The organism is uncultured Escherichia sp. (genome assembly GCF_948475835.1).
In the GTDB taxonomy this organism is placed as follows: Bacteria; Pseudomonadota; Gammaproteobacteria; order Enterobacterales; family Enterobacteriaceae; genus ECMA0423.
This window is the reverse complement of the sequence record NZ_CAOLGM010000123.1, coordinates 1-13,489: the sequence shown is the minus strand read 5'-3', so window position 1 is coordinate 13,489 and position 13,489 is coordinate 1. Positions and strand designations below refer to the sequence as shown.

The 13,489-nt window shown below is 46.8% G+C and carries 7 protein-coding genes and 2 tRNA genes; 7 read left to right on the top strand and 2 right to left on the bottom strand.

Annotation, left to right across the window (positions count from 1 at the left end; translation table 11 throughout):
- The 4 genes from msrP to QZF50_RS19240 all read left to right on the top strand — a co-directional run.
- Positions 1-737, top strand: a 737-nt coding sequence (msrP, locus tag QZF50_RS19255) for a protein-methionine-sulfoxide reductase catalytic subunit MsrP (protein ID WP_140240002.1), incomplete at its 5' end; no start/stop codon positions are given.
- A complete protein-coding gene (gene msrQ / locus QZF50_RS19250; protein WP_001240091.1) occupies positions 738-1,373 on the top strand; it encodes a protein-methionine-sulfoxide reductase heme-binding subunit MsrQ in 636 nt (211 codons plus the stop codon).
- A gap of 256 nt (positions 1,374-1,629) precedes the next feature.
- Positions 1,630-2,280, top strand: coding sequence for a metal-binding protein ZinT (zinT, locus tag QZF50_RS19245; RefSeq protein WP_001007756.1), 651 nt, complete (start codon positions 1,630-1,632; stop codon positions 2,278-2,280).
- Positions 2,281-2,622: 342 nt separating this feature from the next.
- Positions 2,623-3,153, top strand: coding sequence for a cytochrome b (locus tag QZF50_RS19240; RefSeq protein ID WP_001079074.1), 531 nt, complete (start codon positions 2,623-2,625; stop codon positions 3,151-3,153).
- 569 nt (positions 3,154-3,722) lie between these two features.
- On the opposite strand, the gene QZF50_RS19235 is transcribed toward QZF50_RS19240, so the two are convergent.
- Positions 3,723-3,812, bottom strand: a tRNA-Ser gene (locus tag QZF50_RS19235).
- A 93-nt stretch (positions 3,813-3,905) separates the two neighbouring features.
- Here QZF50_RS19235 and mtfA point away from each other — a divergent pair.
- From mtfA to yeeJ, 3 genes are all read left to right on the top strand, one after another.
- Positions 3,906-4,703 (top strand): DgsA anti-repressor MtfA, encoded by a 798-nt coding sequence (mtfA, locus tag QZF50_RS19230; protein WP_001300307.1) that lies wholly within the window; start codon positions 3,906-3,908, stop codon positions 4,701-4,703.
- 100 nt (positions 4,704-4,803) lie between these two features.
- A tRNA-Asn gene (locus QZF50_RS19225) sits at positions 4,804-4,879 on the top strand.
- A gap of 313 nt (positions 4,880-5,192) precedes the next feature.
- Positions 5,193-12,269, top strand: a complete 7,077-nt coding sequence (gene yeeJ, locus QZF50_RS19220) for an inverse autotransporter adhesin YeeJ (RefSeq protein WP_012311680.1) — start codon at positions 5,193-5,195, stop codon at positions 12,267-12,269.
- 261 nt (positions 12,270-12,530) lie between these two features.
- On the opposite strand, the gene QZF50_RS19215 is transcribed toward yeeJ, so the two are convergent.
- Positions 12,531-13,489: glycosyltransferase family 9 protein (locus QZF50_RS19215; protein WP_290388955.1), on the bottom strand; the 959-nt coding region annotated here is incomplete at its 5' end.

The window sequence follows — 13,489 nt, the reverse complement described above, 5'->3', positions numbered from 1 at the left end:
TCTATGAATTCGGGCTGGATAAAGCCGATCCCGCCGCTAATGCTGGTAGCCTGAAAACCGATCCATGGACACTGAAAATCAGCGGCGAAGTGGCAAAACCATTGACCCTCGATCACGATGATTTAACCCGTCGCTTCCCGCTGGAAGAGCGTATTTATCGTATGCGCTGCGTGGAAGCGTGGTCGATGGTGGTGCCGTGGATTGGTTTTCCGCTGCACAAATTGCTGGCGCTTGCCGAACCCACCAGCAATGCGAAGTATGTCGCTTTCGAAACAATTTATGCACCGGAACAGATGCCTGGCCAGCAGGACCGCTTTATCGGCGGCGGGCTGAAATATCCTTATGTCGAAGGATTGCGTCTCGACGAAGCAATGCATCCGCTCACACTGATGACCGTGGGTGTTTATGGCAAGGCGTTACCGCCACAAAATGGCGCGCCGGTACGACTGATTGTGCCGTGGAAATATGGCTTTAAAGGGATTAAATCGATAGTCAGTATTAAGCTGACCCGCGAGCGTCCGCCAACCACCTGGAATCTGGCAGCGCCTGACGAATACGGTTTTTACGCCAACGTTAATCCGCATGTTGATCACCCGCGCTGGTCACAGGCTACCGAACGATTTATTGGTTCAGGCGGCATCCTCGATGTACAGCGCCAGCCAACGCTACTGTTTAATGGTTACGCCGACCAGGTGGCATCGCTGTATCGTGGCCTGGATTTGCGGGAGAATTTCTGAATGCGTCTGACAGCAAAACAGGTGACATGGCTGAAAGTTTGCCTGCATCTTGCCGGATTGTTGCCGTTTCTCTGGCTGGTCTGGGCGATCAATCACGGTGGACTGGGTGCCGATCCGGTGAAAGATATTCAGCATTTTACCGGTCGCACTGCACTGAAATTTTTGCTGGCGACCTTGTTAATCACACCTCTGGCACGCTACGCAAAACAGCCGTTATTGATACGCACTCGCCGCCTGTTAGGCTTATGGTGCTTTGCCTGGGCGACACTGCATTTAACCAGTTACGCATTGCTGGAGCTGGGCGTGAATAATCTGGCGTTATTAGGTAAGGAGTTAATTACCCGGCCTTATTTAACGTTAGGAATTATCAGCTGGGTTATTTTGCTTGCTTTAGCGTTTACTTCAACCCAGGCGATGCAGCGAAAACTCGGCAAGCACTGGCAACAGTTGCATAATTTCGTCTATCTTGTCGCGATCCTGGCCCCAATACATTATCTGTGGTCAGTGAAGATTATTTCACCGCAGCCGCTCATCTACGCTGGGCTGGCTGTACTGCTTTTAGCCTTACGGTATAAGAAGTTGCGTTCCCTTTTTAACCGGTTACGCAAGCAGGTTCACAACAAATTATCTGTATAACTTCATATTGCCGACAAAGTACGCGTTATCCCTGCCGGATGTGGCGCGAGCGCCCTGTCCGGCCTGCGCAGATCACATCAGGTTATGTTTCGTTTGTCATCAACCTCTCATCTCCAGAATAATTTATTCTATTTCAATAACATAGCTGAATACACTTGAGAATACCATGCTCTCGTTTCCTAAGAGTTGTTGCATTTTGCCATATGTTACAATATAACATTACACATCATATACAATGACTCTGGAGGAAACTGTTTTGGCGATTCGTCTTCACAAACTGGCTGTTGCTTTAGGTGTCTTTATTGTTAGCGCTCCTGCCTTTTCGCATGGTCATCACTCACACGGCAAACCCTTAACAGAGGTCGAACAAAAAGCTGCTAATGGTGTTTTTGATGATGCCAATGTACAAAACCGAACGCTCAGTGACTGGGATGGAGTCTGGCAATCCGTTTATCCTTTACTGCAAAGTGGCAAACTTGACCCCGTCTTTCAGAAGAAAGCGGATGCAGATAAAACTAAAACATTTGCTGAAATTAAAGATTATTATCACAAAGGTTATGCAACAGATATCGAGATGATTGGCATTGAGGACGGCATTATTGAATTCCATAGAAATAATGAAACAACATCCTGTAAATATGATTACGATGGATACAAAATACTCACCTATAAATCAGGCAAGAAAGGCGTTCGTTACTTATTCGAATGTAAAGATCCTGAAAGCAAAGCCCCTAAATATATACAATTTAGCGATCATATAATTGCACCACGAAAATCATCTCATTTTCACATTTTTATGGGTAATGATTCACAGCAATCTTTATTAAATGAAATGGAAAACTGGCCAACGTATTATCCATATCAGTTGAGTAGCGAAGAAGTGGTCGAGGAAATGATGTCTCATTGAGTATTCTCATGATAACGCCTCGATGCCGCTTTAGTAAGTCATCATAACTGCCACTGGTCCATCCACAAACGCCACTGAACGCAAGCTAGCTACAGACACGCTCATCACTATGACGTGTCTGTATATTAATAAGCTAACCCGCATTGAGTTAACCAATAACGGATTCCATACACAATACGGCCAACAGAGAAAGATACCTGTGCTCACGCCATTGCTTATATTGGCTGGTTACAATGTGCACTATCAATTTTTTAAATAACAAATTCTTAAAACCACATCTGTATAAGGATTTTTTAAGGTTCGTGGGATAGCTTGACTGTAAAAATTACAGGAGCTACAAAAATGAACCGATTCTCAAAAACTCAAATTTATTTACATTGGATAACGCTGCTTTTCGTTGCAATAACCTATGCCGCGATGGAACTCCGTGGCTGGTTTCCTAAAGGTAGTAGTACTTATCTGCTGATGCGAGAAACACATTACAATGCGGGTATATTCGTTTGGGTGTTAATGTTTTCACGCCTGATTATAAAACACCGTTATAGTGATCCTTCTATTGTACCACCGCCACCTGCCTGGCAAATGAAAGCGGCTTCGCTAATGCACATCATGCTTTATATAACCTTCCTTGCACTTCCTCTGCTGGGGATTGCTTTGATGGCTTACAGTGGAAAATCGTGGAGTTTCCTTGGTTTCAATGTGTCTCCCTTTGTTACCCCAAACAGCGAAATTAAAGCACTGATAAAAAATATTCACGAAACCTGGGCAAATATAGGTTACTTTTTAATCGCAGCTCACGCTGGCGCAGCACTCTTTCATCACTACATTCAGAAAGATAATACTCTGTTACGAATGATGCCTCGCCGCAAATAAGTCGATCCCCTGACAAGGAAATGTGAACCATGGACATCAACGCGTCATAAATGTTTACGCAAGTGCACAATGCACCCTTTCCACTATCAACAAGGAGGAGCAGAAACTGTGTAAATCGTACAATGGTAAGACTTATCAAAAATACAGGTTAATTTTGGTATTTAAACCTTTTTTACTTGTTAGTATGATACAAAGGCTTTCAAAAAAGCTGGGAAATTCAACAACTCTTGGAAATTATGGACTTTGTCCCGCGGCTTTAATCTGACGGCCGCGTTCCTTTTTTGGCTCAAATATTGACCCCTTCTCTACGCAACTTCAGTTCCCACCACCAACTTTACAGCAGTTTCATAGGATGAATGTCTAAAAGAAGAATGGTGACCGATAAGAAAACGACTGAATAACTGCACATATTCGCTCGAAACTTTCCTGTCAGATCCATAGCGAATCAAGTGCTGAATGTCACAGTATCGAACAGAAAACAGTGACGATCTAACCCTTCAAGAATATTCTACGATTGTTCTGTTTAGGAAAAGCAAGGCGGGAAGTCGGGAGATAAGTCATTGATAAAGTGGCGGAGAGAGGGGGATTTGAACCCCCGGTAGAGTTGCCCCTACTCCGGTTTTCGAGACCGGTCCGTTCAGCCGCTCCGGCATCTCTCCGTTCAGATGGTTGCCATGATGCCAGGAAATTTGGCATTTTAACAGTCCCTGTCCGTGCAATTTTGTTCAAGTGACGAGTTTGCGAGCAAAACGATGATTAAGTGGCCCTGGAAAGTACAAGAATCAGCACATCAAACTGCCCTTCCCTGGCAGGAAGCACTATCGATCCCCCTTTTAACGTGTCTGACGGAACAGGAACAAAGCAAATTAGTCACTCTTGCCGAACGTTTTTTACAGCAAAAGCGGCTTGTTCCTTTACAGGGCTTTGAACTGGATTCATTAAGAAGCTGCCGGATAGCACTTCTATTTTGCCTACCCGTTCTGGAGTTAGGACTGGAATGGCTGGATGGTTTTCATGAAGTCTTAATTTATCCTGCGCCATTTGTGGTCGATGATGAATGGGAAGACGATATCGGTCTGGTGCATAACCAACGTATTGTTCAGTCAGGTCAGAGCTGGCAGCAAGGGCCTATCGTTTTGAACTGGTTGGATATACAAGATTCTTTTGATGCTTCTGGTTTTAACCTGATTATTCATGAAGTCGCTCATAAGCTGGACACCCGTAACGGCGATCGCGCCAGCGGAGTTCCCTTTATTCCGTTGCGTGAGGTTGCTGGCTGGGAACACGATCTTCATGCTGCAATGAACAACATTCAGGAAGAAATCGAATTGGTTGGCGAGAATGCGGCGAGCATTGATGCTTATGCTGCCAGTGATCCTGCTGAATGTTTTGCCGTACTTTCTGAATATTTCTTTAGCGCCCCAGAACTTTTTGCTCCTCGTTTCCCTTCATTGTGGCAACGTTTCTGCCAATTTTATCAACAAGATCCTTTGCAGAGACTGCATCGCACTAATGATACAGACTCGTTTTCGGCGACGAATGTTCATTAATTAACAACTTTGCAGATTAATTAACCAATTGAAATGACTTATGAAATTTAGTGTTGACAGACAAGGTACCGCTAAGTAATATGCGCCCCGTTCACACGATTCCTCTGTAGTTCAGTCGGTAGAACGGCGGACTGTTAATCCGTATGTCACTGGTTCGAGTCCAGTCAGAGGAGCCAAATTCTAAAAATTCGCTTTTTTAGCGCAATGTCACTGACCTTAGTTGAACATTGCTTTTTAACGGATAGCGGTTTTTTAACATCTTAAGCGCCCTCGACCTTTATGGTTGAGGGCGTTTTGCTATGAACGCCATCACCATTTTCCCCTCGATTATAAAACTTGAGTTATTCAGTAGTCTCCCCTCTTGCAACTCACACCCAAAACTGCCTAACGAAAAGTTATTAATTTTCAATCATATTGCTATCAGGATTTACATTTTTTCGCTGTGCTAGAAAGGGCGCATTTATGTTAGCTCGTTCAGGGAAGGTAAGCATGGCTACGAAGAAGAGAAGTGGAGAAGAAATAAATGACCGACAAATCTTATGCGGGATGGGAATTAAACTACGCCGCTTAACTGCGGGTATCTGCCTGATAACTCAACTTGCGTTCCCTATGGCTGCGGCAGCACAAGGTGTGGTAAACACCGCAACCCAACAACCAGTTCCTGCACAAATTGCCATTGCAAATGCCAATACGGTGCCCTACACCCTTGGAGCGCTGGAATCGGCCCAAAGCGTTGCCGAACGTTTCGGTATTTCGGTGGCTGAGTTACGCAAACTCAACCAGTTTCGTACGTTTGCTCGAGGTTTTGATAATGTCCGCCAGGGTGATGAACTGGATGTCCCGGCACAAGTTAGTGAAAATAATTTAACCCCGCCACCGGGTAATAGCAGTGGCAACCTTGAGCAACAGATAGCCAGTACTTCACAGCCAATCGGGTCTCTGCTCGCCGAAGATATGAACAGCGAGCAAGCGGCAAATATGGCGCGTGGATGGGCCTCTTCTCAGGCTTCAGGCGCAATGACAGACTGGTTAAGCCGCTTCGGTACCGCAAGAATCACGCTGGGCGTGGATGAAGATTTTAGCCTGAAGAACTCCCAGTTCGATTTTCTCCATCCGTGGTATGAAACGCCTGATAATCTCTTTTTCAGTCAGCATACTCTCCATCGTACTGACGAGCGTACGCAGATTAACAACGGCTTAGGTTGGCGTCATTTCACTCCCACATGGATGTCGGGCATCAACTTCTTTTTCGACCACGATCTTAGCCGTTACCACTCCCGCGCCGGCATTGGCGCGGAGTACTGGCGCGACTATCTAAAATTAAGCAGTAACGGCTATTTGCCACTGACCAACTGGCGCAGCGCACCTGAGCTGGACAACGATTATGAAGCCCGCCCGGCCAATGGCTGGGATGTACGCGCAGAAGGCTGGCTACCCGCCTGGCCGCACCTTGGCGGTAAACTGGTCTATGAACAGTATTATGGCGATGAAGTGGCCCTGTTCGATAAAGACGATCGGCAAAGTAATCCTCATACCATAACCGCTGGACTTAACTATACCCCCTTCCCGCTGATGACCTTCAGCGCGGAGCAACGCCAGGGTAAACAGGGCGAAAATGACACCCGTTTTGCCGTCGATTTTACCTGGCAACCTGGCAGCGCAATGCAGAAACAGCTTGACCCGAACGAAGTCGCTGCACGGCGTAGCCTTGCAGGCAGCCGTTATGATCTGGTGGATCGCAACAACAACATCGTTCTGGAATACCGCAAAAAAGAACTGGTTCGCCTGACCCTGACAGACCCCGTGACAGGGAAGTCAGGAGAAGTGAAATCATTGGTTTCGTCGCTACAAACCAAATATGCCCTGAAAGGCTATAACGTCGAAGCCACCGCTCTGGAAGCTGCCGGTGGCAAAGTGGTCACAACGGGTAAAGATATTCTGGTTACCCTGCCGGCTTACCGGTTCACCAGTACGCCAGAAACCGATAACACCTGGCCGATTGAAGTCACCGCTGAAGATGTCAAAGGCAATTTGTCGAATCGTGAACAAAGCATGGTGGTCGTTCAGGCACCTACGCTAAGCCAGAAAGATTCCTCGGTATCGTTAAGTACCCAAACATTGAGCGCGGATTCCCATTCAACCGCCACACTGACTTTTATTGCTCATGATGCAGCAGGTAATCCTGTTATCGGGCTGGTGCTTTCGACGCGTCACGAAGGAGTTCAGGACATCACCCTTTCTGAATGGAAAGATAATGGTGACGGAAGCTATACCCAGATCCTGACCACAGGAGCGATGTCTGGCACGCTGACGCTGATGCCACAGCTGAATGGTGTGGATGCGGCTAAAGCCCCCGCCGTGGTGAATATCATTTCTATTTCGTCATCCCGAACTCACTCGTCAATTAAAATTGATAAAGACCGTTATCTCTCCGGCAATCCTATCGAGGTGACGGTAGAACTGAGAGATGAAAATGACAAACCTGTTAAGGAGCAAAAACAGCAACTGAATAACGCAGTCAGCATCGACAACGTGAAACCTGGTGTCACTACAGACTGGAAAGAAACCGCAGATGGCGTCTATAAGGCAACCTATACCGCCTATACCAAAGGCAGTGGGCTTACTGCGAAGCTATTAATGCAAAACTGGAATGAAGATTTGCATACCGCTGGTTTTATCATCGACGCCAACCCGCAGTCAGCAAAAATTGCGACATTATCTGCCAGCAATAATGGTGTGCTCGCCAATGAGAATGCAGCAAACACCGTCTCGGTCAATGTCGCTGATGAAGGAAGCAACCCAATCAATGATCATACCGTCACGTTTGCGGTATTAAGCGGATCGGCAACTTCCTTCAACAATCAAAACACCGCAAAAACGGATGTTAATGGTCTGGCGACTTTTGATCTGAAAAGTAGTAAGCAGGAAGACAACACGGTTGAAGTCACCCTTGAAAATGGCGTGAAACAAACGTTAATCGTCAGTTTTGTCGGCGACTCGAGTACCGCGCAGGTTGAGCTGCAGAAGTCGAAAAATGAAGTGGTCGCTGACGGCAATGATAGCGCCACAATGACCGCGACAGTCCGGGATGCAAAAGGCAACCTGCTCAATGACGTCAAGGTCACTTTCAATGTTAATTCAGCAGAGGCGAAACTGAGCCAAACAGAAGTGAATAGCCACGACGGGATCGCCACAGCTACGCTGACCAGTTTGAAAAATGGTGATTATAGGGTTACGGCCTCTGTGAGCTCTGGTTCTCAGGCTAATCAACAGGTGATTTTTATCGGTGATCAAAGTACTGCTGCCCTGACCCTCAGTGTGCCTTCAGGTGATATCACCGTCACCAACACAGCTCCGCTACATATGACTGCAACCTTGCAGGATAAAAATGGCAACCCATTAAAAGATAAAGAAATCACCTTCTCTGTGCCAAACGACGTCGCAAGTCGGTTCTCGATTAGCAACAGCGGAAAAGGCATGACGGATAGCAACGGGACTGCAATCGCCTCCCTGACCGGCACGTTAGCGGGCACGCATATGATCACGGCTCGTCTGGCTAACAGCAATGTCAGCGATACACAGCCAATGACGTTTGTGGCGGATAAAGACAGAGCGGTTGTCGTTCTGCAAACATCGAAAGCGGAAATCATTGGGAATGGCGTGGATGAGACAACTCTGACAGCAACAGTGAAAGATCCGTCGAATCATCCGGTGGCGGGAATAACGGTGAACTTCACCATGCCACAGGGCGTGGCGGCAAACTTTACCCTCGAAAATAACGGCATTGCCATCACCCAAGCCAATGGGGAAGCGCATGTCACGCTCAAAGGTAAAAAAGCGGGTACGCATACGGTTACCGCAACGCTGGGTAATAACAATACCAGTGATTCGCAGCCGGTAACATTTGTGGCGGACAAAACCTCGGCTCAGGTTGTCCTGCAGATGTCAAAAGATGAGATCACAGGTAATGGCGTCGATAACGCAACGCTAACTGCAACGGTTAAAGATCAGTTCGACAATGAGGTGAATAATCTTCCGGTAACATTCAGCTCAGCCTCTTCAGGACTCACCCTGACCCCGGGAGTAAGTAATACCAATGAGTCTGGCATCGCGCAGGCCACTCTCGCAGGCGTTGCCTTTGGTGAGCAGACGGTCACTGCATCACTGGCTAATAATGGTGCCAGCGACAACAAAACTGTGCATTTTATTGGCGACACAGCAGCGGCAAAAATTATCGAGTTGACGCCTGTCCCAGACAGCATAATCGCCGGTACCCCGCAGAACAGCTCCGGCAGCGTCATCACCGCCACAGTCGTTGATAATAATGGCTTTCCGGTGAAAGGTGTGACTGTGAACTTCACCAGCAGAACAAACTCTGCCGAAATGACGAATGGCGGCCAAGCCGTAACGAACGAACAGGGTAAGGCTACCGTCACTTATACCAATACCCGCTCCTCGATAGAATCAGGAGCGAGACCGGATACCGTTGAGGCCAGTCTGGAAAATGGTAGCTCCACGCTTAGCACATCAATTAATGTCAACGCTGATGCGTCTACGGCACATCTCACCTTGCTACAGGCACTTTTTGATACAGTCTCCGCAGGCGACACTACCAATCTGTATATTGAGGTGAAGGATAATTACGGCAACGGTGTACCCCAGCAGGAGGTAACCCTCAGAGTATCACCAAGTGAAGGCGTGACCCCCAGTAATAACGCTATATATACTACCAACCACGACGGCAATTTTTACGCAAGCTTTACCGCTACAAAAGCCGGGGTTTATCAAGTGACGGCAACCCTCGAAAATGGCGATTCGATGCAACAAACAGTGACCTATGTGCCGAACGTCGCGAATGCCGAAATCACGCTGGCAGCCTCGAAGGATCCGTTGATTGCCGACAATAACGATCTCACGACACTAACAGCAACAGTCGCTGATACAGAGGGCAATGCGATAGCCAACACTGAAGTAACATTTACTCTGCCGGAAGATGTGAAGGCGAACTTCACGCTGAGCGATGGCGGTAAAGCGATTACTGATGCTGAAGGCAAAGCGAAAGTCACGCTGAAAGGTACAAAAGCAGGCGCTCATACTGTTACAGCATCGATGACTGGCGGTAAGAGTGAGCAGTTGGTGGTGAACTTTATTGCGGATACGCTCAGTGCGCAGGTTAATCTTAACGTTACCGAGGACAACTTTATCGCCAATAACGTTGGGATGACCACACTTCAGGCAACAGTGACTGATGGAAACGGCAACCCGTTAGCCAATGAGGCGGTGACATTCACGCTACCGGCAGACGTGAGCGCAAGCTTCACTCTCGGACAAGGCGGTTCCGCCATTACTGATATCAACGGCAAGGCTGAAGTTACACTGAGCGGTACAAAATCCGGCACCTACCCCGTGACAGTTAGCGTGAACAATTATGGTGTCAGTGATACGAAACAGGTGACTTTGATTGCCGATGCTGGTACCGCAACACTAGCCTCCTTAACCTCTGTATACTCATTCGTCGTCAGCACGACCGAGGGCGCGACCATGACTGCAAGCGTCACTGACGCTAACGGCAACCCGGTAGAAGGCATAAAAGTTAATTTCCGCGGAACCTCCGTCACGCTAAGCAGCACCAGCGTTGAAACGGATGATCAGGGTTTCGCTGAAATTCTTGTGACAAGCACCGAAGTCGGACTGAAAACAGTTTCAGCCTCTCTGGCAGATAAACCTACTGAAGTCATATCGCGATTACTGAATGCAAAAGCAGATATTAATTCTGCAACGATTACCAGTCTGGAGATACCTGAAGGTCAGCTAATGGTCGCACAAGACGTAGCAGTTAAAGCTCACGTCAACGACCAGTTTGGCAACCCGATTCTTAATGAATCTGTAACATTCAGTGCAGAGCCACCAGAGCACATGACCATCAGCCAAAATATTGTCTCTACTGATACGCATGGTATAGCCGAGGTCTCCATGACGCCCGAAAGAAACGGTTCGTATATGGTGAAAGCATCCCTGGCGAATGGAGCCTCACTTGAGAAACAACTGGAGGCTATTGATGAAAAACTGACACTCACGGCGTCCAGTCCGCTTATCGGTGTCTATGCCCCTACAGGCACTACTCTGACGGCAACGCTAACCTCTGCAAATGGCACTCCAGTGGAGGGTCAGGTCATCAACTTTAGCGTAACGCCAGAAGGGGCGACGTTAAGTGGCGGAAAAGTGAGAACTAACTCTTCAGGTCAGGCTCCGGTCGTTCTGACCAGCAATAAAGTCGGTACATATACGGTGACTGCATCGTTCCATAACGGCGTAACAATACAGACACAGACAACCGTGAAAGTCACTGGCAACTCAAGCACCGCACATGTTGCTAGCTTTATCGCTGATCCATCGACTATCGCCGCCACCAACAGTGATTTAAGTACCTTAAAGGCAACGGTTGAGGATGGCAGTGGTAACCTGATCGAAGGTCTCACTGTGTACTTCGCCTTAAAAAGCGGCTCTGCCACATTAACGTCATTAACAGCGGTGACCGATCAAAACGGAATCGCGACAACAAGCGTGAAAGGAGCGATGACAGGTAGCGTCACGGTAAGCGCAGTCACGACCGCTGGTGGAATGCAAACAGTAGATATAACGCTGGTGGCTGGCCCGGCAGACACCTCGCAGTCCGTCCTTAAGAGCAATCGGTCATCACTGAAAGGGGACTATACCGATAGTGCTGAATTACGTCTTGTTCTGCACGATATATCAGGCAATCCGATCAAAGTTTCTGAAGGGATGGAATTTGTGCAATCAGGTACTAACGTGCCCTATATAAAAATTAGCGCAATTGATTACAGTCTAAATATCAACGGTGATTACAAAGCCACTGTTACAAGCGGCGGAGAGGGTATCGCAACGCTGATCCCTGTATTGAATGGTGTTCATCAAGCTGGTCTGAGTACCACAATACAATTCACTCGCGCAGAAGACAAAATAATGAGCGGTACAGTATCAGTCAATGGTACTGACCTACCGACAACTACATTCCCTTCGCAGGGGTTCACCGGGGCGTATTATCAGTTGAATAATGACAACTTTGCCCCAGGAAAAACGGCGGCTGATTATGAGTTTTCAAGCTCTGCCTCCTGGGTCGATGTTGATGCTACCGGTAAAGTGACATTTAAAAATGTCGGCAGCAATTGGGAAAGGATTACGGCGACGCCAAAATCAGGAGGCCCTAGCTATGTATACGAAATCCGTGTGAAGAGTTGGTGGGTGAACGCCGGCGAGGCTTTCATGATATACAGCCTTGCTGAAAATTTTTGCAGCAGCAATGGCTACACGCTCCCCAGAGCAAACTATTTAAACCACAGTAGTTCCCGAGGCATCGGGTCACTGTACAGTGAATGGGGAGATATGGGGCATTACACGACTGACGCTGGTTTTCAATCAAATATGTATTGGTCATCTAGTCCCGCAAACTCAAGCGAACAATACGTAGTTTCCCTGGCAACAGGTGATCAAAGCGTATTTGAAAAGCTTGGGTTTGCTTATGCGACATGTTATAAAAACCTGTGATTTTCCGTTATAATTTCTTAAAGAGTGCTCCATTCGGAGCACTCTTTTTTACATTCCCTCTATAGAGCTTGCCCTTCTCTCACAGAAAATGAATAAATAAAACTGCTGCACCGCAAGAATCGCGTTCGATGTGACTATGATCGTATCCGGTGAGTACAGCTTTGATCCAAAGGCTGGTTTTCTGTGATGATTGACCAGCCTCAGAGTATTGATGACACCACCGTTCATAACAGATCGGCATTACTATGCATAAGTACTGTCTCATATTCTCGCCAAAACACTTTTTAATGCCTTTGCGAATTCATCCAGACTTATATTGTCAATTTTTTGCCCAACGACGACTGACTCCGAAACATCGGCCATTGCGGGCCATCGCGTTTTGTAATCAGCATAAATTGCAACAACGGGAGTATTATAGGCACTTGCCATATGTAATATTGAGGTGTCAGGAGTTATTGCGATATAAGCATCTTTTATGATTGCTGCTGAACGTTTAATCGAGGGTGATAAGGATAAACGGTAGACATTATTATAACAATCCACTAATACCCTGGCTTTATCTTCCCCTTTTGGTCCATGAACGATCACTATTGGTATATCTGTTTCACTTTGAATTTTTGCTATTAGATTTTCTGCAATCGATAATGAAAATGTACGTTCCTGCGAGCTACCTTCTAAATTAAGCGCAATGTAAGATCCTAACGATCGCATTTCCTCGCGCACCTCATCGAGTACATCCTCACTTAGTGGCAATTCATATATTGGCCTGACTGCTGGAAAACCCGCCTCACGCATCATAAATGCCCATGTCATGGGTACAGGAGCCCGGAGATTCTGATCCATCCGGGACGCGTTCTTGCACAAAGGGGAGTAGCACTTCATGGTTAAACCAACAACCTGAAAATTCGTTTTTGCTTTCAACTGACTGATAAATATCATCGTTTTCAGGTTCTTTTTACGCATCGCCTCTATACAAAGATCCGGCGTACCGTATTTCTGTGTTATGTTCTTTGCTAAATCTTTTATTTCTTTTAATGTTGCGTGATCCTGCATAGTCATTGTGACTAATGTTAATTTAGTCTTTTCAAGTTTAAGTGCATTAAACACTTCTAAATTAATTGTCGACGTAACAATTAAAAGATGCTTAATTTTATGCAATTCAAGCGCCCGAATAACAGGAAAGATGGCCATAGCATCGCCAATCTGGTCGGGAATATGGA